This is a genomic window from Alicyclobacillus acidocaldarius subsp. acidocaldarius DSM 446, from assembly GCF_000024285.1.
In the GTDB taxonomy this organism is placed as follows: domain Bacteria; phylum Bacillota; class Bacilli; order Alicyclobacillales; family Alicyclobacillaceae; genus Alicyclobacillus; species Alicyclobacillus acidocaldarius.
In genome coordinates, this window is sequence record NC_013205.1 from 1472666 (window position 1) to 1495002 (window position 22337).

19 protein-coding genes are annotated in these 22337 nt (G+C 64.9%); 18 read left to right on the forward strand and 1 reads right to left on the reverse strand.

Features of this window, described 5'->3' with window-relative positions:
* Window positions 1–6 precede the first annotated feature (6 nt).
* From AACI_RS07060 to AACI_RS07085, 6 genes are read left to right on the forward strand one after another with little or no spacing between them, the layout of a single operon-like run.
* Window positions 7–801 (forward strand): phosphatidate cytidylyltransferase, encoded by a 795-nt coding sequence (locus AACI_RS07060; RefSeq protein ID WP_012810767.1) that lies wholly within the window; start codon window positions 7–9, stop codon window positions 799–801.
* 23 nt (window positions 802–824) lie between these two features.
* Window positions 825–1976, forward strand: coding sequence for a 1-deoxy-D-xylulose-5-phosphate reductoisomerase (locus AACI_RS07065; protein ID WP_012810768.1), 1152 nt, complete (start codon window positions 825–827; stop codon window positions 1974–1976).
* 10 nt (window positions 1977–1986) lie between these two features.
* Window positions 1987–3249: a M50 family metallopeptidase gene (locus AACI_RS07070; protein WP_245530774.1), complete on the forward strand. Its 1263-nt coding sequence runs from the start codon at window positions 1987–1989 to the stop codon at window positions 3247–3249.
* A 21-nt stretch (window positions 3250–3270) separates the two neighbouring features.
* Complete coding sequence (locus tag AACI_RS07075; protein WP_012810770.1) at window positions 3271–7593, forward strand: PolC-type DNA polymerase III; 4323 nt, start codon at window positions 3271–3273, stop codon at window positions 7591–7593.
* A 14-nt stretch (window positions 7594–7607) separates the two neighbouring features.
* Complete coding sequence (locus AACI_RS07080; protein WP_012810771.1) at window positions 7608–7997, forward strand: VOC family protein; 390 nt, start codon at window positions 7608–7610, stop codon at window positions 7995–7997.
* Between the two features lie 22 nt (window positions 7998–8019).
* Window positions 8020–8916, forward strand: a complete 897-nt coding sequence (locus AACI_RS07085) for a prephenate dehydratase (protein ID WP_012810772.1) — start codon at window positions 8020–8022, stop codon at window positions 8914–8916.
* 15 nt (window positions 8917–8931) lie between these two features.
* Here the strand turns inward: AACI_RS07085 and typA are convergent, their stop codons facing one another.
* Window positions 8932–10761 carry a translational GTPase TypA gene (gene typA, locus AACI_RS07090; RefSeq protein WP_012810773.1) on the reverse strand — a complete coding sequence of 610 codons (1830 nt, stop codon included), beginning with the start codon at window positions 10759–10761 and terminating at the stop codon, window positions 8932–8934.
* Between the two features lie 238 nt (window positions 10762–10999).
* Between typA and rimP the strand changes: the two genes are divergently transcribed.
* From rimP to AACI_RS07145, 12 genes are all read left to right on the forward strand, one after another.
* On the forward strand, window positions 11000–11473 hold the full coding sequence (gene rimP, locus AACI_RS07095) for a ribosome maturation factor RimP (protein WP_012810774.1): 474 nt from the start codon (window positions 11000–11002) through the stop codon (window positions 11471–11473).
* 43 nt (window positions 11474–11516) lie between these two features.
* On the forward strand, window positions 11517–12638 hold the full coding sequence (gene nusA / locus AACI_RS07100) for a transcription termination factor NusA (protein ID WP_008336577.1): 1122 nt from the start codon (window positions 11517–11519) through the stop codon (window positions 12636–12638).
* Window positions 12639–12654: 16 nt separating this feature from the next.
* A complete protein-coding gene (gene rnpM / locus AACI_RS07105) occupies window positions 12655–12936 on the forward strand; it encodes an RNase P modulator RnpM (RefSeq protein WP_008336578.1) in 282 nt (93 codons plus the stop codon).
* Window positions 12926–13375 (forward strand): L7Ae/L30e/S12e/Gadd45 family ribosomal protein, encoded by a 450-nt coding sequence (locus AACI_RS15935; protein ID WP_245530743.1) that lies wholly within the window; start codon window positions 12926–12928, stop codon window positions 13373–13375. The genes rnpM and AACI_RS15935 overlap by 11 nt, the downstream gene beginning before the upstream one ends.
* A complete protein-coding gene (gene infB / locus AACI_RS07110) occupies window positions 13290–15836 on the forward strand; it encodes a translation initiation factor IF-2 (protein ID WP_245530775.1) in 2547 nt (848 codons plus the stop codon). Before AACI_RS15935 ends, infB begins: the two co-directional genes overlap by 86 nt.
* A 28-nt stretch (window positions 15837–15864) precedes the next feature.
* Window positions 15865–16221 (forward strand): 30S ribosome-binding factor RbfA, encoded by a 357-nt coding sequence (rbfA, locus tag AACI_RS07115; protein WP_012810776.1) that lies wholly within the window; start codon window positions 15865–15867, stop codon window positions 16219–16221.
* Between the two features lie 21 nt (window positions 16222–16242).
* Window positions 16243–17262, forward strand: coding sequence for a DHH family phosphoesterase (locus tag AACI_RS07120; RefSeq protein ID WP_012810777.1), 1020 nt, complete (start codon window positions 16243–16245; stop codon window positions 17260–17262).
* Window positions 17250–18158: a tRNA pseudouridine(55) synthase TruB gene (truB, locus tag AACI_RS07125; RefSeq protein ID WP_012810778.1), complete on the forward strand. Its 909-nt coding sequence runs from the start codon at window positions 17250–17252 to the stop codon at window positions 18156–18158. Before AACI_RS07120 ends, truB begins: the two co-directional genes overlap by 13 nt.
* Window positions 18159–18162: 4 nt before the next feature.
* Window positions 18163–19140, forward strand: coding sequence for a bifunctional riboflavin kinase/FAD synthetase (locus tag AACI_RS07130; RefSeq protein WP_012810779.1), 978 nt, complete (start codon window positions 18163–18165; stop codon window positions 19138–19140).
* Window positions 19141–19158: 18 nt separating this feature from the next.
* Window positions 19159–19545: a gamma-glutamylcyclotransferase family protein gene (locus AACI_RS07135; protein WP_012810780.1), complete on the forward strand. Its 387-nt coding sequence runs from the start codon at window positions 19159–19161 to the stop codon at window positions 19543–19545.
* Between the two features lie 154 nt (window positions 19546–19699).
* Window positions 19700–19966: a 30S ribosomal protein S15 gene (gene rpsO / locus AACI_RS07140; protein WP_012810781.1), complete on the forward strand. Its 267-nt coding sequence runs from the start codon at window positions 19700–19702 to the stop codon at window positions 19964–19966.
* Window positions 19967–20076: 110 nt separating this feature from the next.
* A complete protein-coding gene (locus tag AACI_RS07145) occupies window positions 20077–22284 on the forward strand; it encodes a polyribonucleotide nucleotidyltransferase (protein WP_012810782.1) in 2208 nt (735 codons plus the stop codon).
* Window positions 22285–22337 lie beyond the last annotated feature (53 nt).

The window sequence follows — 22337 nt, forward strand, 5'->3', positions numbered from 1 at the left end:
ATTCCAATGCTCAAGCAGCGGGTCGTCACGGCTGTGATCGCAGGGCTCGTGGTCCTTTTCGTGTTGTTGTTCGGGGGACTGACCGGCTGGCGATGTCTCGTGTGGATCGCGACGCTAGCCGGCGCGTTCGAATTTTGCCAGATGTTTGGGCAGCGGTGGTTCGACCCGGCTGCATGGTTCGGGGCCATCGCGATCACGCTCGCGGATTGGTTCCCGAGACAAGCGTTTCACCCGTTTGTTTTCTTCCTTGCCGTGGCGGTGGTTTTTACACTGCCGGTCATCACCCGCAGGCCGAACGATTTGCGTACCTACGCCGTGGCGGCGTTCGGAGCGTTCTACCTCGCGGCGGGTGGGGTGTCGCTCATCGGCCTTCGCGCGCTGCCGGAAGGATGGTTTTGGATCTGGATCTTCCTGGTGGCGGCCTGGATGTCCGACACCGCGGCCTATTTCGTCGGCCGATTCGTTCAGGGACCCAAGCTGCTTCCCGCCATCAGTCCGAAGAAGACCGTGAGTGGAGCCATCGGGGGAGTGGCCGGCGCGGTCGTCGGCGCAGTGGTGTTCGGCGAGATCGCCGAACCGCGGTACAGCGTTGGGGTGTTCGTGGCCGTGGGGCTCCTGGTGGCGCTGACGGGGCAGGTGGGGGATCTGGTCGAGAGCGCCTACAAGCGCGCGGCCGGTGTGAAAGACTCCGGCCGCATGTTGCCGGGTCACGGGGGCGTTTTGGACCGGATCGACAGCCTGCTGTTCGCGGCGCCCTTCGCTCTGTGGTTCATTTCCGGCGTGCTGAGCGGCTGGAAGTAGAGGAGCCGGGTGGAGGAGAGGACATGAAGCGCATCGCCATTCTGGGGAGCACGGGCACCATTGGGGTGCAGGCGCTCGAGGTGTTGTCGCAACTGGATACATACGAAGTCGTCGCTCTTGCGGCAGGGCGCAACGTGGAGCGGTTGGCGGAACAGATTCGCCAGTATCGCCCGAAGCTCGTCGGCGTGGCCGACGAAGAGGCCCGGCGCGCGCTGCGCGAACTTGTGCCCGGAGAACGGGTGGACATCGTCGTCGGAGACGAGGGGCTCGTCGCCTGCGCCGCGTATCCGTCGGATGTCGTGCTGAATGCGGTCGTGGGGGCTCGAGGCATTCTGCCCGCGCTGGCCGCGGTCGGCAGGGGTGCGCGGCTGGCGCTCGCCAACAAGGAGTGCCTCGTGGCGGCCGGCGAGCTCATCCTGCGCGCCATGCGCGACGCAGGCGGCGAGATCGTGCCCGTGGACAGCGAGCACTGTGCGCTTCACCAGTGTCTGCGATCCGGTCGCCCCGAGGAGGTCCTGCGGCTCGTCCTGACGGCGTCAGGCGGTCCGTTTCGATCGTGGCCGAAAGCGCGCATGGCGGAGGTCACCGTCCGAGATGCCCTGCGCCATCCGAACTGGAACATGGGACAGAAGATCACCATCGACAGCGCCACGATGATGAACAAGGGGCTCGAGGTGATTGAGGCGCATCATTTGTTCGCCGTGCCATATGATAAGATAGCTGTGCTTGTACATCCGGAGAGCATCGTGCACTCCATGGTGGAGTTTGTGGACGGCTCGATGGTGGCACAGCTCGCGACGGCCGACATGCGCTTGCCGATTCAATACGCCATCACCTATCCAGAGCGTCTTCCCGCGCCTTGGCCGCGGCTGAACCTGGCGAGCGTTGGAGCGCTTCACTTCGAAGAGCCCGATCTCGACAAGTTTCCGTGCCTGCGCTTGGCCATCGAGGCAGGCCGTGCGGGTGGCATCGCACCTTGCGTTCTGAACGCGGCGAACGAAGTGGCGGTCGACGCGTTTTTGCGCGAAAAGATCCCGTTTTTGCGGATCCCTCAGGTCGTTCAGGCGGTGCTCGAACGCGTGCCGAACGAAGCGCCTCAGTCGGTCGACGATGTCCTTCGCGCGGATGGGCAAGCGCGGCGTCTGGCCGAACTCTACGTGGCAAAGGGCGGATGAACAGTTGCCAATGTTAGCGCACCTCGAGTTCTATGCGGAGGCGGCGGTCGCCATTGTGCTCGTGTTCGGCGTGTGCGTGACGCTGCACGAGTTTGGTCACTTTTACGTCGCCAAACGATGTGGCGTCGCGGTGCCCGTGTTTGCCATCGGCTTTGGCCCGAAGGTGGTATCCGTCGTGCGCGGAGGAACGGAGTATTCGCTCAGGCTCATCCCGCTCGGTGGGTTTGTGCAGTTGGCGGGCGAGGCTCCGCAAGAGTCGTGGTTTCCCGTCGGCCAATCGGTCGCGTACGAACTCGACGAAGCCGGGCGGATCGCCGCGCTCGGTGAGCCCCGCGATCTGCCCAACGCGCGCGTGGGCGTGGTGCGCGAGGTCGATCTGACCGATGACATGACCATGACGCTGCAGACGGACGAAGGGCTTCAGCGCTTTCGCGTGAAGGATGGCGCCCGGGTCATGCTGAGCCGGCGCTCGTCCATTCCCATCGTCCCGAAGGAGCAGCAGATGATTGGCAAGCCGCTCTGGCAGCGAGCCGCCGTCATTCTGGCCGGACCCGTCATGAACCTGATCTTGGCGGGTGTCCTGTTCTCCGCCGTGAACACGTACACCGGCGTGCCCACGACCACCGTGGGCCACGTCGAGCCGGGGACCCCCGCGGCGCATGCAGGCCTCGCGCCTGGTGACACCATCGTGGCCGTCGACGGCCGCCCCATTCACTCCTGGGCGGGACTCGTGCGCGCGGTGTCCGAAGAGGGCGCGCGCGATGGCCATCCGGAACCGCTTGTCCTCGAGGTGAAAACGGACGAAGGCACGCGATCCGTCGTCGTCACGCCCCGTCTCGTCAGCGGCGAGCCGATGATCGGCATCGACGCCGAGATTTCTCACAGCCCTCTCCACACCGTCCCCGCCGGATTTTCGGCGCTGGTTCGAGACATCGTCATGACCATCCAAGGCTACGTGGGGCTGTTCGTGCATCACCAGTTCCAGTCGCTCTCGGGCCCCGTCGGGATCGCGCACGTGATCACGGAGCAGGTGCGCTTCGGCATCTGGAACGTGATCGCCGTGACGGGCGCGCTCAGCCTCGGGCTCGGCTTGTTCAACCTGCTCCCCATTCCGGCGCTGGATGGCGGGCGGCTGTTGTTCATGGCCATCGAGCTCATTCGAGGGCGGCGGGTGGATCCTGAAAAAGAGGGCTTTGTCCATTTTGTGGGTTTTGCGATTGTGATGCTGTTTGCGGTCGTGATCACGTATCGCGACGTGACGCACTGGTTCTAGAGGGGAGCGCGAGGTGAGACCATGGCGATCGCCGAGCACGCCGTCCGGGAACGGGCGTTGGCCAGGGTTCGAAGCGTCCGTGTGCGCAGGGCGACCCAGGAGATCCGCGTATACGTGGAGTCGCCCTTTGCCACCTCGGGGTCTGACGTAGACGCGTTCTCTTCTTTCTATCGCGATCTCGCCGAGATCCACGAGCTGTGCGCCTCGGCGTTTGGCTCGTCCTGCGCATGGAACATCGAGGTGGCGCCTGCAGACGTCGTTTCCGCGTCGGAGGCGGAGCGCGCGATGCGCGCCCTCGCCGCCGTGTACGAGGAGCGGTCTCACGTTTCGGGCAAATGGCTGTCGCAGGCAAGATTGACGGTGGAGGCGGTGGACGAGCCGAAGCGTTTTCGCGCCAGAATCCGCGTCCCGAGCCAGCCGATTGCAGATCAGCTCAAGCAGAAGGGCGTTGCGGAGTGGCTCGCCTCGGAGGCTCGTCGCGCGTTTGGCCTGGATGTCGCGGTCCTCGTCGAGGTGGACGAGACGGCTTGTGAGGATGTCCTTGCGGCGGGCGAGAAGCTGAAGCAGGAGGCCGAGGCCCGTTGGCGGCGCCAGCTCGCGGAAGAGGCGAAGTCGGCCAAAGAGCAGCCGAAAGAGCCGGATGGACGGAATGACACCGGCGCCGCGCAGGGGGTGGAGCCGCTTGTCGTCGGCCAGATGTACGACGAGCCCGCTCCCATCCCGCTGCGGGACATCGTCGACGAGATGCGCCGCGCCACGGTGGTGGGCGAGGTCTTCGGCGTCGAGCGCAGGACGCTGCCGAGCGGGCGCACGCTCATTCAATTTGCCATCACGGATCACACGGACTCCATCTCGGCCAAGATATTCGTGCAGTCGGAGCGAGACCTCCAGGCCACGTCTCATCTCGCGGACGGCGTGTGGGTCAAGATTCAGGGCCAGGTGCAGTTCGACCCGTATGCCAAGGAAATGGTATTCATGGTGCAGTCGATGCGCCCGCACGATGCGCCTCGGCGGATCGACACGGCGGAGGTCAAGCGCGTCGAGCTGCACGCTCACACCACCATGTCGGCGCTGGATGGCGTCGTGAGCGCTGCGGCGCTGGTGAAGCGGGCGGCGGAATGGGGGCACGACGCCATTGCCATCACGGATCACGGCGTGTGCCAGGCGTATCCGGAAGCGTACCAGGCGGCCAAGAAGCACGGGGTGCGGCTCGTGCTCGGCGTCGAGGCGTACGTGGTGGACGACGGTGGACTTTTGGTGTATCGAGAGTGCGATCGGCCGCTGGACGACGAGACCGAGTATGTCGTGTTCGACACGGAGACGACCGGCCTCAACGCGCGGGAGGACACGCTCATCGAGATCGCCGCGGTGAAGGTCAAGGCGGGGCAAATTGTGGACACGTACGCGACGCTCATCGATCCCGAGCGATCGCTCGACCCGAAAATCGTCGAGTTGACGGGCATCACGAACGAGATGGTGGCCGGTCAGCCGAAACTGAGGGAGGCGCTCGACGGATTTCGCCAGTTCGCGCGCGGCGCCGTGCTCGTGGCCCACAACGCGGAGTTCGACGTGGGCTTTTTGAACCAGTGCGCCGAGCGGCTGGGCCTCGACCCATGGGAGCAACCCGTCATTGACACCCTGGCGCTCGCGCGCGTGCTGTACCCGGGCGAGAAGAATTACAAGCTGAAGACGCTCACCCAGAAGTTCTCCGTCGATCTCGTCAACCACCACCGGGCGCTGGCCGACAGCGAGGCGACGGCCAAGGTGTTCGTGCACATGCTGAAAGACGCGAAGGCGCGCGGGATTCACAACCTGCTGGATATGAACCACCTCCGCGGCCAGATTGACATCTCGCGCGTTCGGCCTTTTCACGCCACCGTGCTCGTCCGCAACCGCGAGGGGCTTCGGAATCTGTATCGCCTCGTCTCCATCGCGCACACCCAGTACCTGCACCGCGTGCCGCGCATTCCGAAGAGCGCGCTTGCTCGCCATCGCGAGGGGTTGCTCATCGGCACAGCGTGTCGGCAGGGCGAGCTCGTCGAGGCCTTCTTCCGCGGGAAATCCGAGGACGAGATCGACACGTTGCTCGAGTTCTATGACTATCTGGAGATCCAGCCGGTCAGTCATTACGAGCCTCTTGTGCGAGAGGGCGTCGTGGCGTCGTTCGAGCAGGTGCGCGAACTGCTGCGCAACATCGTGGAGATTGGCAAGCGCCTGAACAAGCCGGTCGTGGCCACGGGCGACGTGCATTATCTGGACGAGCACGACGCCATCTTCCGGGAGATCTTTCTTCAATCGCAGAAGCTGGATACGAAGCAGCCGCCGCTTCACTTCCGAACGACCGACGAGATGCTCGAGGAGTTCGCGTTTTTGGGGGAAGAGGACGCGCGCACCGTCGTGATCGACAACCCGCGCCGTCTGGCGGCGCTGTGCGACGACGTGAAGCCGATTCCCGATGAGCTTCACACGCCGGTCATCGAAGGGGCGGAAGATGAAATCCGGAGGCTCGCCTACGACAAGGCGAAGCGCATCTACGGGGATCCGCTGCCCGAGCTGGTCGAAAAGCGGCTGGAGCGCGAGCTCAACGCCATCATCTCGCACGGCTATGCGGTCATCTACCTGATTGCGCACAAGCTGGTCACCAAATCGCTGAGCGATGGGTATCTGGTCGGCAGCCGCGGCTCGGTCGGTTCGTCGCTCGTGGCCACCATGACGGACATCACCGAGGTGAATCCGCTGCCGCCGCACTACGTGTGCTTGTCGTGTCACTATCACGAGTTTTTCCTGCGCGGGGAGTACGGATCCGGCTTCGACCTCCCGGACAAGGCGTGCCCCAACTGCGGCGCCAAGCTGCACAAGGACGGGCAGGATATCCCGTTCGAGACGTTCATGGGCTTTGATGGCGACAAGGTGCCCGACATCGACCTGAACTTCTCCGGGGAGTATCAGCCGAGGGCGCATCGATACACGGAGGAGTTGTTCGGGAAGGATCACGTGTTTCGCGCGGGCACCATCTCCGTGGTGGCCGAGAAGACGGCCTACGGGTATGTGCGGAAGTTCGCCGAGGAGCGCGGGTTGGTGCTGCGCAATGCCGAGATCGAGCGGTTGGTCCGAGGATGCACGGGCGTGAAGCGGACCACCGGGCAACATCCGGGCGGGCAGGTGGTGGTGCCGCACTACGTGGAGATCTACGATTTCACGCCGATTCAATACCCGGCGGACGATACGTCGTCGGAGACGCTCACGACGCACTTCGATTACCACTCCGGGCTCGAGAACTGCCTGTTGAAGCTCGACATCCTCGGCCACGACGATCCGACTGTGATCCGCATGCTGCAGGATCTCACGGGCGTCGATCCGAAGTCCATCCCGCTTGACGATCCCGACGTGCTGGAGCTGTTCCGAAGCACAAGGCCGCTCGGCGTGACCCCGGAGGAAATCCGGTCGACCACTGGCACCTACGCCATTCCGGAGTTTGGCACGCGCTTTGTTCGGCAGATGCTCGAGGACACGAGGCCCACGACGTTCTCGGAGCTCGTGCGCATCTCCGGGCTGTCGCACGGCACGGACGTCTGGCTGAACAACGCCCAGACGCTCATCCGCGAGCAGATTGCGACGTTGTCCGAGGTCATCTGCGCCCGAGACGACATCATGCTCTACCTCATCCAGAAGGGGCTCGATCCGGCGCGCGCATTCAAAATCATGGAAGGTATCCGCAAGGGGAAGGGTGTCAAACCGGAAGACGAGGCGTACATGCGGGAGCACGGCGTGCCGGACTGGTACATCGAGTCGGGCAAGAAGATCAAGTACATGTTTCCGAAGGCGCACGCCGCGGCCTACGTGTTGATGGCCGTCCGAATCGCGTGGTTCAAAGTTCACCGACCGCTCGCGTTCTACGCGACCTATTTCACGGTCCGCGCGGACGACTTCGACGTGGCTGTGATGACGGCGGGCCGGGAGGCCATCTTAAAGAAGATCGACGAGATCGAGGCGAAGGGCAACGCGGCCTCGGCCAAGGAGAAGAGCTTCCTGACGGTGCTCGAGGTCGCGCTCGAGATGGTCGCTCGGGGATATCGGTTTTTGCCGATTGATCTGTACAAGTCGCACGCGACCCAGTTCCTCATCGAGGAGGAGGCCCGTGGCCTGAGGCCGCCCTTCGCCGCCATTCCCGGGATTGGGGAGACGGCGGCGCGCAACCTGTATGAAGCGGCGCAGCAGGGCGAATTCCTGTCGCTCGAAGATCTTCAGTCGCGGGCGCGCGCGTCCCGGGCCGTGATCGACGTGCTCATGGAACTCGGTTGCCTCGACGGGCTGCCGGAGACCAATCAGCTTTCCTTGTTCTGAGGAGGTACGCACGCATGGCGATGATGAAGTTGGAACACGTGGGCATCATGGTGTCCGAGCTGGAACGCTCGATGGCCTTTTACACCGACGTGCTCGGCATGGAACTCGTCGGCACGCTCGATCACAACACGCCAGGGATCCGGCTCGCGTTTCTGTCGTATCCCGGGCAGACTGCGCAGCTTGAGCTCATCGAGGGCTACGCGGATCGGCTGCCGGACGAGGGGCAGGTGCATCACGTGGCCATCACGGTCGACGACATCGAAGCCGAGGTGGCTCGGCTTCGCGCGAAGGGCGTGCGCTTTCTGGACGAGGCCATCACGACGCTCCGAAACGGCGCTCGATACATCTTCTTCGCGGGTCCTGACGGTGAGCGGTTGGAGCTGTTCCAGCCGCCGCGCGGTTGAAAGGCGAAGGTGAGGTGGCGGCGTGAGCGCGTGGGAACTCATGTATCTCGGGCCCGAGGGCACGCACAGCCACGAGGCCGCGGATCGCATCGCGTCGGCTCTCTTGGCGGGCGAGCCGGTCAAGCAAGTGGCGATGCAGAGCTTCGATGAGATCTTCGAGGCGCCGAAATCGGCGCAACGGCTCGCCTGCGTTCCGATTGAAAATAGCATTCAGGGATCCGTCTGGCAAGTTTGGGATGCGCTCACGCGCGAACACCGGGAGGAGGGCGCGCGCCAAATCCTCGCCGCGGTGACGTTGCCGATTCATCAATACGCCATTTATCGGGAGGGGCTCGATCTCGCCCAGGTCGACGAGGTGGTCTCTCATCCCCAGGCGCTCGCCCAGTGCAAGGAGCACATCCGGCTCCGCTTTCCTGGCGCCCGGGAGGTCGCGGTCTCCAGCACCGCCGAGGCGGTGCGCCAGATCGCCATGGGCGAGCGCGCCCGAGCGGTGGCCATCGGCAGCCGGCGCGCCGCGGCTTTGTACGGGCTGTCGGTGTGGCCGGAGCCCTTCGAAGATCGGCCGGGGAACGTGACGCGGTTCGCGCTCGTCGGATCGCCTGAGGTTGCGTTTGCAAAACCCTCATGGAGCTTGACGGATTGGACCGCTTCCCTGTGTCTGCGGGGCGTGCCGCATCGGCCTGGGGGACTGGCACTCGCCCTCCACACGTTTGCGGCGGCCAATCTCAACCTCACTCGCCTCGAGTCGCGCCCGGTGGGCGACACCATCGGAAACTACGTGTATTACCTGGATGCCTCCGTCCGGCCGTACGCGGACCGCGGCGAGCGGGTGCTCTCTGTGGTTCGCGATCTCTTGGCACTGCAGGGCGTCGAGATTCTCGCGCTCGGCGTCTATCCGGTCTACAGCCCGGCGGGATGACGAAGCGGCGCCAGGTCACGCCTGGCGCCGCTTCAGCTTTTCTCGCTCGCTTTTGTTGAGGATTTTCTTCCGAAGCCGAATGGACTGGGGCGTGACCTCGCACAGCTCGTCGTCCTCAATGTAGGTGATGGCCTCTTCGAGGGACAAAAGGCGCGGCGCCTTCAGCTTCACCGTCTCCTCTTTCGTGGAGGATCGGATGTTCGTCTGATGCTTTTCTTTGGTGACGTTCACGACGAGGTCGTTCTCGCGATTGTGCTCGCCGACAATCATGCCTTCGTACACCGGCGTGCCGGGCGTGATGAACATCACCCCGCGGTCCTCGAGGTTGCTGATGGCGTACGCCGTCGCGAGCCCCGTCTCGCTCGCCACGAGCACGCCCTGCCGACGCGCCTGGATGGGTCCCCGCCACGGCGCGTACGCCTGAAAGCGGTGATGCATGATCCCGTAACCGCGGGTCATCGTAAGGAAGAGGGAGCGAAACCCGATGAGTCCTCGGGTTGGCACCTGGAAGACGAGCCTGACCATGCCGCCTTGGCCGACCGGGTGCATGGCCACGAGCTCGCCCTTTCGCAGCCCGACTTCCGCAATCACGCTGCCGGACGCATCCTCGGGCACGTCGGCGACGAGCTCTTCGATGGGTTCGAGGCGCTCGCCCGCCTCTTCGCGCACGATCACGCGCGGCTTCGATACCGCGAGCTCGTAGCCCTCCCGTCGCAGCGTCTCGATGAGGATGGAGAGGTGGAGTTCGCCGCGGCTCTTGACGAGGAACGCATCGGCGTCGTCGGTGTCCTCGACCTGAAGGCTGACGTCCGACTCCATCGCCAGGTGCAGGCGATCGCGCAGCTTTCGGCTCGTCACGTGCTGCCCTTCGCGGCCCGCAAACGGGCTGTCGTTGACGTGGAACGTCATCTCGAGCGTCGGCTGGTCAATCTCGATGACCGGGAGCGCCTCGGGTCGATCCGGCGACGCGAGCGTGTCGCCGACGGTGATGTCCGCAAGGCCGGCAATGGCGACGATGTCACCCGCGGATGCGGATTCGACCTCCATGCGCCTCAGGCCCTGGTACACAAACAGCTTCTGCACGCGCCCCTCGAGGGCGCCTTCCGCCTCGCGCAGGCGCACCACGGCCTGCCCTTGGCGGACCTCGCCTCGATGGACGCGCCCGATGCCGATGCGCCCGAGGTATTCGTCGTAGTCGATGATGGTGGCCTGCCACTGGAAGGGACCTTCCGCGTCGACGCGCGGGCTCGGGATGTGGGCGACAATCGCGTCGAACAACGGCCGCATATCGTTGCCGAGGTCGTTCGGATCCGTCGACGCGCGGCCTTCGAGCGCCGACGCGTAAATCACCGGAAAGTCGAGCTGCTCGTCGGACGCGCCGAGGTCGATGAACAGCTCGAGCACCTCGTCGATCACGTCCGCGGGCCGCGCGTTGGGCCGATCCATCTTGTTGATGACCACAATCGGGACGAGATCGGCGGACAGCGCCTTATCCAGGACGAAGCGCGTCTGCGGCATGACGCCTTCGAAGGCGTCTACCACGAGAAGCACGCCGTCCACCATGCGGAGGATGCGCTCGACCTCGCCGCCGAAGTCGGCGTGACCGGGCGTATCCACGATGTTGATGCGGTACGACTCGTACGGGATGGCCGTCGCCTTCGCGAGAATCGTGATCCCTCGTTCGCGCTCGAGGTCGTTGTAGTCGAGCGCCCGCTCCGCGATGTGCTGGTTGTCGCGGAAGAGGCCGGATTGGCGAAGCATTTGATCGACAAGACTGGTCTTGCCGTGATCGACGTGAGCGACGATCGCGACGTTTCGCAATCGATCGGGCGTAATGGTACGCATGACGTCCTCCTTTGCGCGGTTGCGGTAATCACGATAACACGTCGCTCGGCGCAAGACAACGAAGGGAGGCGCCTCACGTTGCGAAATCCAGACGGCAGTGATATACTGGCTGCGTCAGGCTTCGTATACCGTGTGCGGACAAGAGTGGGGCCCCCCCACTCTTTGATTTATGCTCGGCACTTTTTGGCGTACGCGAGGCGAGGAATGGAGACACAAGCGGCATGTGGGAGGATGACGCGTGACGAGAGATCGCGTGACCGAGATTGTTGAACGCTTGGTGCTGCCCATCGTGGAGCGGGAAGCGGTCGAACTGGTGGACATCGAGTACACGAAGGAAGGGAAGAACTGGTATCTGCGCGTGTACATCGACAAGCCGGGCGGCGTCGACATCGACGACTGCAGCCGCGTGAGCGAGCAGCTGTCCGAGGAACTCGACCGCGTGGACCCGATTCCCAACGCGTACTTCCTCGAAGTGTCTTCGCCCGGCGCGGAGCGGCCTCTGAAGAGGCCGGCGGATTTTGAGCGCGCCGTGGGCCGATACGTGCACGTGTCGCTGTACGAGCCGCTTATGGGAGCCAAGACGCACGAAGGGACGCTCGTCTCTTACGACGGGGAACGTTTGATCCTTGAGATCAAGCGCCGCTCAAAGACCGTCACGCTGGCGGTGCCCATGGAAAAGATTGCGCACGCGCGGCTGGCTCTGGAGTGGTGACCCGAACGCGCCTGAGATTTCGCGAAGGGGAGGTTCCCTAGTCATGAATGTGGATTTTCTGGAAGCGCTGGACCAGTTGGCGCGCGAAAAAGGAATTGACAAGGAAGTTCTGCTCGAGGCGATTGAGGCGGCGCTCATCGCGAGCTACCGCCGCAACTTCCACTCGGCGGCCAACGTGCGCGTGGAGGTGAAGCGAGACACGGGCGAGGTCCACGTGTACGCGCGCAAGACCGTCGTCGAGGAGCCGAAGGACACGCGCCTCGAGATCTCGCTAGACGCGGCGCGCGACATCAATCCAAGCTATCAAATCGGAGATGTCGTGGAAATTGAGGTCACCCCTCGCGACTTCGGGCGCATCGCCGCGCAGGCCGCCAAGCAGGTCGTCATGCAGCGCGTGAAGGAAGCCGAGCGATCCGTCATCTACAGCAAGTTTGCGGATCGCGAGGAAGAGGTCGTGAGCGGGATCGTCAGCCGGCTCGAGCCGCGCGTCGCCTACATCGATCTCGGCGACACGGAGGCGATTTTGCCGCAGTCGGAACAGATGGCGTCCGACAAGCTGCAGGTCGGCAAGCGGCTCAAGGTGTTCATCGCGCGCGTGGAGCGCACGTCGAAGGGCCCGCAGATTGTGGTGTCCCGCACCCATCCGGGGCTTCTTCGCCGCTTGTTTGAACTCGAGGTGCCGGAAATTTACGAGGGCATCGTGGAGATCAAGGCCGTGGCCCGCGAGGCGGGATCGCGTTCCAAAATCGCGGTTCATTCGCGCAATCCGGAGGTGGATCCCATCGGCGCGTGCGTCGGCGCCCGGGGATCGCGCGTCCAGGCGATTGTGAACGAATTGAACGGGGAAAAGGTCGACATCGTGGAGTGGAGCGAAGATCCGGCGACGTTCGTGGCGAATGCGCTGTCTCCCGCGAAAGTGATCGACGTGCACATCTATGAGGACGAGCGCGTGGCGCGGACGGTGGTTCCGGATTATCAACTGTCCCTGGCGATTGGGAAGGAGGGACAGAACGCCCGGCTTGCCGCGCGGCTCACGGGCTGGAAGATCGACATCAAGAGCGAGTCGCAGATGGCCTCCCATTCGCTTCTCGATCAGCTCGAGGACACGAACGAGGAGGAACCCGAGTTTGCCACGCTGTCCGACGACTGGCTGAACGAACCCTGAACGGGGAGGGCGCCGCATGAATCGCGTGAGAAAGGTGCCGCTTCGCAAGTGCGTGGGCTGCCAGGAGATGAAGCCGAAGGCGGAACTCACGCGCGTTGTTCGAACGCCAGAGGGAGACATCGTGCTGGATTCGACCGGGAAGCGGAATGGCCGAGGCGCCTATCTGTGCCCGTCTGAAGCGTGCCTCAACGTCGCGGTCAAGCGAAAGGCGCTGGAGCGCGCGCTGAAGGCGGCCATTCCGCAGGAGATCCATGAGTCTCTCCGCCGCCAGCTGGTGGGAGACGGAGATGCGCACTGACAAAGAGACCATCTTGGGGCTGCTCGGCTTGGCGCGCCGGGCCGGGGCCGTGATCGACGGCCAGAAGCGCGTGTTGGACGCCGTGAGGACGCGGCGAGCCCAATTGGTGATGATCGCGGTGGACGCGGGAGACAATGGCCGAAAGAAACTGATGGACAAGGCGGCGTCGTACGGCATTCAGGTCGTGTGTTTCGGGACCAAAGCGGAGATCGGTCGAGCCATTGGACGGGATACGTCCGGTGCCGTTGCCGTCGTGGAGCCTGGATTTGCGCGCGAGGTCGTGGCGCGGCTTGGGGAATTCCACGGAGGTGGAGCGTTTGACGAAGTTGAGAGTGTACGAGTACGCGAAGCAGATGAACATGTCGAGCAAGGAGATTTTGACCATCCTCAACCGGCTCGGCGTGCCCGTCGCGAATCACATGAGCGTGATGGACGATGAGATGATTCAGAAGGTCGAGCAGTTCTTTGAAGACGTGAAGCGCCGTGCGGCGGAAAGGCGTGCACAGGAGATGGAGAAGGAATTGCGCGAGCGCCAGCAGAAGGCGCAGGCTGAGCAGGCGCAGAGCCGAGCGCCGGCGGCGCAGGCGAACGGGCGGGATCGCCTAGCCCAGGGGCAGCGAGACGCGGAACATGCGAGCGCCAGCGCTCAGGCGAACCAGCCGCGGCCCCACCGCGACGGCGGTCGGGATCGGGGCGGCGCACAGGGGCGCGGCCGCGATCGGCGCGAGGGGGCGCCGAACGGATCTGGGGACCAACGGGCCCGGTCGGATCGCCCCGCGGGCCAGCGGAATCCGAACGGCGGCCACGGGCGCAACGGCGCGCCGGGGCAGGGCGACAGGAACCGGGATCGAGGAGGCTACGCGGGGCGGCCTCAGGGCCAGCAGGGGCACGGGGACCGCGCCAACGCGCGAGGCCGGGACGGCCAGCGTTCCCAATCCGGCAATGGCGGCGGGGCTCGGTTCCCGCGCGCGCCGCGGCCGCCCCAGGTGGTGGCGGCGCAGGCGGCTCAGCAGAAGCCTGTTGCGCCGGGATCGCAGCGCAAGGAGAAGGAACGCAAGGAGCGCGAAGGGTATCAGCGCCACGAGGAGTTCAACGAGACCAAGCTTCAGCGGGCGCCGAAGCGGCGCGCGGGCAAGCAGGAGAAGCCTCTGCCGACCGAAGTGACGGTCGAGGGGCCGATGACGGTCGGCGAGTTTGCCAAGCTTCTGCAGCGTGAGCCGGCGGAGATCATCAAGCGCCTGCTCATGCTCGGCGTGATGGCGACCATCAACCAGGACATCGACACGGACACGATGGAGCTCATCGGGTCGGATCTGGGCGTCACCGTGCACGTGAAGGAGCCGGTCGACGAGGAGGCGCTCGAGCTCCTGGTGGAGCCGGACGATCCGTCCCAGCTCGTGCCGCGGCCGCCTGTGGTCACCATCATGGGCCACGTCGATCACGGCAAGACGACGCTGCTTGACGCGCTGCGCGAAAGCCGTGTGGCTGCGGGCGAGGCCGGAGGCATCACGCAGCACATCGGCGCGTATCAGGTCGAGATCGGCGGACGGCTCATCACGTTCCTCGACACGCCCGGACATGAGGCGTTCACGACGATGCGCGCCCGCGGCGCCCAGGTGACGGACGTGACCATCCTCGTCGTGGCGGCGGACGACGGCGTCATGCCGCAGACGGTGGAGGCCATCAACCATGCGAAGGCCGCGAACGTGCCCATCATCGTGGCCATCAACAAGATCGACAAGCCGGACGCCAATCCGGATCGGGTCAAGCAGGAGCTCGTGCAGTACGGCCTCGTCCCCGAGGAGTGGGGCGGCGACACGGTCTTCGTCGAGATCTCCGCGCTCAAGCGGCTGAACCTCGACACCCTGCTCGAGATGGTCCTGCTCGTCGCCGACATGCAGGATCTGAAGGCGAACCCGAACGCGCGCCCGCGCGGAACCGTGATCGAGGCGAAGCTCGATCGCGGCCGTGGGCCGGTGGCGACGGTGCTGGTGCAAAACGGCACGCTCAAAGTCGGCGACATCGTGATCGCCGGCACGACGTATGGCCGCGTCCGGGCGATGGTGAACGAGAACGGCCGGCGCCTGAAAGCCGCGCCGCCGTCGACGCCCGTGGAGATCCAGGGGCTCAACGGCGTGCCGCAGGCGGGCGACCTGTTTGTGGTGTACGATGACGAGAAGAGCGCCCGCGCCGTCGTGGAGCGGCGCCTCGAGCGCGAGCGGCAGCAGATGCAGGCCACCGCGCGTGTCACGCTGGACGATCTCTACCGCCAGATCAAGGAAGGCAACGTCGCCGAGTTGAACGTGATCGTGAAGGCGGACGTGCAGGGCTCGGTCGAAGCGCTGGTGCAGTCCATCGAGAAGATCAACGTCGAGGGCGTCCGGGTTCGCGTGATTCACAAGGGCGTCGGCGCCATCACGGAGTCCGACGTGCAGCTCGCCTCGGCGTCGAACGCCATCATCATTGGCTTCCACGTGCGCCCAGACGCGAACGCGCGGCGGGTCGCGGAGCAGCAGAAGATCGACATCCGCCTGTACCGCGTGATCTACGACGCCATTGCGGAAATCGAATCGGCCATGAAGGGTATGCTGGCGCCGGAGTACAAGGAGGTCATCGTCGGCCACGCGGAGGTGCGCGAGACGTTCAACATCTCGAAGGTCGGCACCGTCGCGGGATGCTATGTCACGGATGGGCGGATCCCGCGCGACGCGGACGTGCGCGTGGTGCGCGATGGCGTCGTGATTTACGAGGGCAAGCTGTCGTCCCTTCGCCGCTTTAAGGATGACGTGCGCGAGGTGGCGGCAGGCTACGAGTGCGGCATGACCATCGAGAAGTTCAACGACATCAAGGTGGGCGACGTGATCGAGGCGTTCACGATGGAACAGGTCGCGCGGGTGTGACAGCGAACGCCGTGGAGGTGCGTGAACGTTGACGCGGATTCGGGCACAGAAAGTGGCCGAACAGATGAAGAAGGAGCTCGCGGATATCCTTCAGCACGAGCTGAAGGATCCGCGGATTGGGTTTGTGACCATCACGCGCGTGGAGGTCTCGGGAGATCTCCAGCACGCCAAGATCTATGTGAGCGTGTACGGCCCCGAAGCGGAGAAGGAGGCCACGCTCGGCGTCCTGACGAAGGCGGCTGGGTTCATTCGAGGCGAGATCGCGCGCCGGTTGCACATGCGCATGGCGCCGGAGCTCGTGTTTCGGCTCGACGAGTCGGGCGAGTACAGCGAGCGCATTGAGCACGTGCTGAAGTCGCTGAAAGAGAATGAAGCGAACGATTGAGCGGCCGAGGGGAGTCAGGGGATGACGAGTTGGCAGCCCGAGCCACGGGACAAGGACGCGATCGCGCGCGCCGCAGAGGCGCTTCGCAGCCTGGATGACTGGCTGATTGTCACGCACGAGCGACCGGACGGGGATGCGCTGGGGAGCGCGCTTGCGGTGGCCCATATGCTGGATGCGCTCGGCAAGCGGTACGCGATCGCGGCCGGAGAGGCGTTGCCCCCGCGGTTCCGCTTCCTGCCCATGTACGATCGCATTCAATCGATCGACGATCTGGCCCCGCGCCAGTTCCGACACATCGTCGCGGTCGACTGTGCGGACGAACAGCGGTTTGCGCCCGTCGCGCCGCTCATCGCGAGCGATCGGTTTGTCGTGAACATCGATCACCACCAGACCAACCCCCGCTACGGCCGGGTGGCGTGCGTGGATCCGCTGGCGGCCGCGACCTGCGAGGTGTTGTATCACGTGGCGAGGGCGCTCGACGTGCCGCTCGCCGTCGATCTCGCCAAATGTCTGTACACCGGCATCCTCACGGACACGGGCGGCTTCAGCTACCCCAACACCACGCGCGAGGTGCACCAGATCGCCGCAGAACTGTTGGCGAGCGGCGTGCAGCCGTACGACATCGCCGAGCCCGCCCTGGAGGCGCGGACGCTCGAGCAGATGAGACTTCTGCAGATCGCGCTCCGGGACATGACCATCGCACCCGACGGGCGGTACGCGTTCATTCTCGTCAGCCAGGCGATGCTCGCGTCGTGCAATGCCAGCGAGGACGACGTCGAGGGCCTCGTCGGTTTCGCGCGATCCGTCGAGACCGTCGAGGTGGGCGTGCTGTTGCGGGAGCGACCGGACGGACTCGTCAAGGCGAGCCTCCGCTCGAAGCGGCGCGTGGACGTGGCGGCCATCGCGCAGCGGTTCGGCGGCGGCGGACACGCCCGCGCGGCCGGGTGCGTCCTCGAAGGCACGTTGGAGGAGGCGAAGCAGGCCGTGGAAGCGGCCGTGATCGCGGCCCTGAGGGAAGTGGATGAAGCGTGCAAGCGTTAGACGGTGTCCTGCTCATCGATAAACCCCAGGGGATGACGTCGCACGACGTGGTCAATCGCGTCCGCCGCAAGCTCGGCGTGCGGCGCGTTGGGCACGCGGGCACGCTCGACCCGATGGCGACGGGTCTCCTGATGATCTGTGTGGGCCGCGTCACCCGCCTCCTGGAGTACCTCGGCCAGGGCGACAAGGATTACAGCGGCACCGTGGTGTTCGGCGTCGGCACGGACACCGACGACGCGGAGGGCACGGTCGTGGCCCAGGCGTCGGCCGCGGGTCTGGATCTCGCCGCAGTGCGGCAGGCCGCGCTCCGGCTCACCGGCGAAATTCGCCAGCGGCCGCCTCAATACTCCGCGGTTCACATCGACGGCCGCCGGGCCTACGATCTCGCTCGCCAGGGCAAGAAGGTGGAGCTTCCAGAGCGGACCGTCCGCGTTCAAGCGTTCACCCTCGACGAGTTCCGTCACGAAGGCGAACTCGCCGTGGCCCGCTTTCACGTCCGCTGCTCCAAGGGCACTTACGTCCGGGCCCTGTGCCGCGATCTCGGCGCGCTGGTCGGCCTCCCCGCTCACATGCGCTCGCTGCGCCGGCTCGCCATCGGCAGCGCGCGCGTCGAGGACGCCATATCCCTCGACGACTGGATGGCCTCGGGTGACCCCGCTTCGCACCTGCGCGATCCGCTCCTGTACCTGGAAGGCCTGCCGATGTGGCAGCCCCCGCGCGAGGTGTTGGAGCGCCTCGCGAACGGCCAGACGGTCGAGGTGGGCGACCTGCTGTCGCTGTCGCCTGGCGATCTCGTCCTCGTGATTGACGCCGGCGCCGTGGCCGCCGTCGGCGAAGTCGTCGATCACCAACCGGCCGCGGTGCGGCCGAAGAAGGTGTTTTGGAAGAGGGGATGAGTCCGTGAAATTCATCGTCATGGAGGGCCAGGCGCCCGCTTCGACCGCGCCGCAGGTCTTGGCCATCGGGAAGTTCGACGGCGTGCACTTGGGCCACCGCGCCATTTTGAACGCCGCGCGAGGGCTGTTGACTCCGGAGGAGTGGCTCGCCGTGATGAGCTTTGAACCGCACCCGACGTACGCGCTGACGGGCAACCCGGAGTACGCCAGGTGGCTCACCCCTCGCCGTGAACGCGTCCGGCTCTTCACCGAACTTGGCGTCGACGCGTTCTACGTCGCCCGCTTCGACCGCGCGTTTCAGCAGCTGGAGCCGGCGGCCTTCGTGGATGGGTATCTCGTGCCGCTTCGGGTGCGCCACGTCGTCGTGGGCCCCGATTTCCGCTTTGGACGGGGCGGGCAAGGGACGGTTGACGTTCTTCGCGACCTCGGGCGAGAGCGGGGCTTTGACGTGCAGGTGGTCCAGCCGGTGGAAGAGCACGGGCACAAAATCTCGAGTTCCCGCATTCGCGAGCATCTGCGCGAAGGGCGCGTCGAGGCAGCTCAGGCGCTGCTCGGCAGGCCGTACGTCGTCTCCGGCGAGGTCGTCCACGGGGACAAGCGCGGCCGAACCATCGGATTTCCAACGGCGAACCTGGGCGGCATCGACGCGTACGTCTTGCCGAAGGCCGGCGTGTACGCCGCGTTTGTCGAAGTGGAAGAAGCCCATCACACCTGTTCCGCCCACGCGTTCGGCGTGTTGAACGCGGGATACCGCCCGACGGTCGACGGCCGCGCGTTTCAGCTCGAGGTGCACCTGCTCGATTTCGACGGCGATCTGTACGGGAAGACGCTCCGCGTCTCGTTTCTCCGCCGGATCCGCGACGAGACGAAGTTTGAGAGTCTCGAAGCGTTGAAAGCTCAGATCGCCCGAGACTGCGAGGTGGCGCGGGCGCTCGTCGGCCTCTCCAGTGGGGCACAGGCGGAGCGACCGCTGTCCACCTGAGGGCGGGGAACGGAGGCCATGGGACACCATACCGTGTTCGTCTATGGCACGCTGCGCCGAGGTGAGCCCAATCGCATCGTCATGGAACCCCACTTGGTGCGCGATCTCGGCCGAGGCCGCATCCGCGGCGTCCTGTACGACTGGGGGGCGTATCCAGCTGCGACCCTCGACGAGGACGGCGTGATCGCCGGGGAATGGGTCGTCGTCACCGACGAGGGGCTTCTTGCTCTTGATGAGTTGGAAGACTACCCGGAGCTGTACACGCGAACCGTCGTATCGGATCTGGTGCGCGACCTTCGCGGCTGGGTGTACTGCATGCCCGCCGAGCGGGCGAGGCGCGGAGGGCCGCGCGTCTCGGGTGGAGACTGGGTCGCCCACGTGGCGAAGCGGCGCGGCCCTCGGTGATTGCGGCCCGCATCGCGGGGCATGGTCGACTGGCATTCGCATGGACACTGTGGTATAGTGTTGACCGTGTGCGCTACACGATGAACTGCACCGCGGATCAGGAACCTCCGGCCTGTTCTTCGATGCAGCGATTTCACGTTCAAGGAGGATCATCATGCTCGAAGCGGACAAGAAGAAGGAAATCATCGCGAAGTACCAGTTGCACGATCTCGACACGGGTTCGCCGGAAGTGCAGATTGCGCTTCTGACCGAGCGCATCAACTCCCTGACGGAGCACTTCCGCGTTCACAAGAAGGACCATCACTCGCGCCGCGGCCTTTACAAATTGATTGGTCGGCGCCGCAACCTGTTGAACTACCTGCGCGAGAAGGACATCAACCGGTACCGGCAGTTGATTGAATCCCTCGGATTGCGCCACTGAGACGAGGCGGGCTTCGGCCCGCTTCTTTTGCATGTGTGGTGGAACCCCCGTTTGTACATAGGATGGCACGCGGCGTACGGCCGCTTGAGATGGTAGGAGGTTGGAGATCCATGGTGGTTCGCCATGAATTTGAAGTGGCGGGCCGGCGTTTTGTCCTGGAGACCGGGAAACTGGCTCGACAGGCGACGGCGGCGGTCCACGTTCAGTACGGTGAAACGGTGGTGTTGGCCACGGTCACCGCGTCCAAAGAGCCGAAGGAGCTCGACTTTTTCCCGCTCACCGTGAACTACGAAGAACGACTTTACGCGGTCGGGAAAATTCCCGGCGGCTTCATCAAGCGCGAGGGGCGGCCCAGCGAGCACGCGATTCTCGCGTCGCGCCTCATCGACCGGCCCATTCGGCCGCTGTTTCCTGAAGGATTCCGCAACGACGTGCAGATCGTCGATCTCGTCCTCTCCGTCGATCAGGACTGCGCGCCGGAGATCGCGGCGATGATCGGCACGTCGGCGTCGCTCACCATCTCGGACATTCCCTTCAACGGGCCCATCGGGGGCGTGATCGTGGGACTCGTGGACGGCCAATTCGTCATCAACCCCACGGTCGAACAGTCCGAAAAGAGCGACCTTCATCTCGTCGTCGCGGGCACGAAAGACGCCATCGTGATGGTGGAGGCGGGGGCCAACCAGGTGCCGGAAGAGATTGTGCTCGAGGCCATCCTGTACGGTCACCAGGTCATCCAGACCATCTGCGACGAGATCAACGCGTTTGCCCAAAAGGTCGGCGTGAAGAAGCGCGAGGTGGAACTGCACAAGGTGGATCCGGAGCTGGAGGCCGCGGTGCGCGCGTACGCCACGGACAAGGTGAGCGCGGCGGTTCGCAATCCGGACAAGCTCGCGCGGGAAGAGGCGCTCGCGAACCTGAACGCGGAAGTCCTGGAGCACTTCAAGGAGACCTTCCCTGAGAAGGAGGCGGACATCGCCGAGGTCATGCACACCATCCTCAAGGAGCGGGTGCGCGAGGCCATTCTGCGCGAAGGCATCCGCCCAGACGGCCGGCGCCTCGACGAAATTCGCCCCATCTCGTGCGAGGTGGGCCTTTTGCCGAGGACGCACGGATCGGCGCTCTTCACGCGCGGCCAGACGCAGGCGTTGTCCGTGTGCACCCTGGGCTCGATGGGTGACGAGCAGCTGCTCGACGGCCTGGAGCTCGAGAAATCCAACCGATACATGCACCATTACAACTTCCCGCCGTTTAGCGTCGGCGAGGCGAAGCCTCTTCGGGCGCCGAGCCGACGGGACATCGGTCACGGGGCGCTCGGCGAGCGCGCGCTCGATCCCGTCATTCCCTCGCCCGAGGAGTTTCCGTACGCCATCCGCGTGGTCTCGGAGATCCTCGAGTCGAACGGTTCCACGTCCCAGGCGAGCATCTGCGGCAGCACCATGGCGCTCATGGACGCGGGCGTGCCCATCAAGGCGCCGGTGGCCGGGATCGCGATGGGACTCGTGAAGGAAGGCGATCAGGTCGCCATTCTGAGCGACATCCAGGGCATTGAGGATCACTTGGGCGACATGGATTTCAAAGTGGCCGGCACGGAGCGGGGCGTGACCGCGCTGCAGATGGACATCAAGATCAGCGGCATTGACCGGTCCATTCTCGAGCGCGCGCTGAAGCAGGCGCGCGAGGGGCGGATGTACATCCTGAGCAAGATGATGGAGGCCATTTCGGAGCCTCGCGCCGACCTCTCGAAGTTTGCGCCGAGGGTCATCACCGTGAAGATCCACCCGGATAAAATCCGCGACGTCATCGGCCCAGGTGGGCGCGTGATCAACAAGATCATCGAGGAGACGGGCGTCAAGATCGACATCGAGCAGGACGGCCGCGTCTACATTCACAGCACCGACGCCGAGCAGGCGAACCGGGCCCGGGAGATGGTGGAAAATATCGTTCGCGACGTGGAGGTCGGCGCCACGTACACGGGCAAGGTGACCCGCGTCGAGAAGTTCGGGGCGTTTGTCGAGATCCTGCCTGGAAAAGAGGGCCTTGTGCACATCTCGCAGCTCGACCTGAACCGCGTGGCGAAGGTGGAGGACGTCTGCCAGGTGGGCGACACGCTCACCGTGAAGGTCACCGAGATCGACAATCAGGGCCGAATCAACCTGTCGCGAAAAGAGGTGCTGAAGGCCATGCAGCCGCCGGCACCGCCCCAGCCGCCGCGTCCTTCGAGCGGCCCGGGGCGCGGTCCTCAGGGCGGACACGGGCGGCGCGATCACGGCCACAGCGCCGGTCCGAAGGCCGCGCCAAGAAGGACCAGCCCGTGATTGACCACCCGCTTGTGGAGGCATCCTAATCCGCGTGTGATGCGGATGGAGGG

Excerpts from the sequence above, each read along its gene's own strand:
- AACI_RS07060 (WP_012810767.1), top strand. The coding sequence starts at position 7 with ATGCTCAAGCAGCGGGTCGTCACGGCTGTGATCGCAGGGCTCGTGGTC.
- AACI_RS07065 (WP_012810768.1), top strand. The coding sequence starts at position 825 with ATGAAGCGCATCGCCATTCTGGGGAGCACGGGCACCATTGGGGTGCAG.
- AACI_RS07070 (WP_245530774.1), top strand. The coding sequence starts at position 1,987 with ATGTTAGCGCACCTCGAGTTCTATGCGGAGGCGGCGGTCGCCATTGTG.
- AACI_RS07075 (WP_012810770.1), top strand. The coding sequence starts at position 3,271 with ATGGCGATCGCCGAGCACGCCGTCCGGGAACGGGCGTTGGCCAGGGTT.
- AACI_RS07080 (WP_012810771.1), top strand. The coding sequence starts at position 7,608 with ATGGCGATGATGAAGTTGGAACACGTGGGCATCATGGTGTCCGAGCTG.
- typA (WP_012810773.1), bottom strand. The coding sequence starts at position 10,761 with ATGCGTACCATTACGCCCGATCGATTGCGAAACGTCGCGATCGTCGCT.
- nusA (WP_008336577.1), top strand. The coding sequence starts at position 11,517 with ATGAATGTGGATTTTCTGGAAGCGCTGGACCAGTTGGCGCGCGAAAAA.
- rnpM (WP_008336578.1), top strand. The coding sequence starts at position 12,655 with ATGAATCGCGTGAGAAAGGTGCCGCTTCGCAAGTGCGTGGGCTGCCAG.
- AACI_RS15935 (WP_245530743.1), top strand. The coding sequence starts at position 12,926 with ATGCGCACTGACAAAGAGACCATCTTGGGGCTGCTCGGCTTGGCGCGC.
- infB (WP_245530775.1), top strand. The coding sequence starts at position 13,290 with ATGAACATGTCGAGCAAGGAGATTTTGACCATCCTCAACCGGCTCGGC.
- AACI_RS07120 (WP_012810777.1), top strand. The coding sequence starts at position 16,243 with ATGACGAGTTGGCAGCCCGAGCCACGGGACAAGGACGCGATCGCGCGC.
- AACI_RS07135 (WP_012810780.1), top strand. The coding sequence starts at position 19,159 with ATGGGACACCATACCGTGTTCGTCTATGGCACGCTGCGCCGAGGTGAG.
- rpsO (WP_012810781.1), top strand. The coding sequence starts at position 19,700 with ATGCTCGAAGCGGACAAGAAGAAGGAAATCATCGCGAAGTACCAGTTG.
- AACI_RS07145 (WP_012810782.1), top strand. The coding sequence starts at position 20,077 with ATGGTGGTTCGCCATGAATTTGAAGTGGCGGGCCGGCGTTTTGTCCTG.